This window comes from uncultured Kordia sp., from assembly GCF_947496985.1.
Classification (GTDB): Bacteria; Bacteroidota; Bacteroidia; order Flavobacteriales; family Flavobacteriaceae; genus Kordia.
The window spans coordinates 1-201 of sequence record NZ_CANMEZ010000061.1 but is presented as its reverse complement, the minus strand read 5'-3'; the positions used below and the strand labels follow the sequence as shown (position 1 = coordinate 201).

The window sequence follows — 201 nt, the reverse complement described above, 5'->3', positions numbered from 1 at the left end:
AGCAGATGATATTCTGTGTGTAGATGCAGCCACAGGACAAGCCTTGGATGTTAGAACCATTGGTGTTGACTTTGGAGCTGGATTTACCTATCAGTGGACCACTCCAAGTGGAACGGCTACTACAGCAACGGTACAAGTAACTGAAGCAGGAACGTATAGTGTAACGGTAACCGATATGAATCATCCAACCAATTGTACATT

1 protein-coding gene is annotated in these 201 nt (G+C 44.3%); it reads left to right on the top strand.

The genetic code is table 11. From position 1 onward, the window contains the following. On the top strand, positions 1–201 hold a 201-nt coding region (locus tag Q0828_RS24495; protein WP_298428016.1), incomplete at both ends, for a hypothetical protein.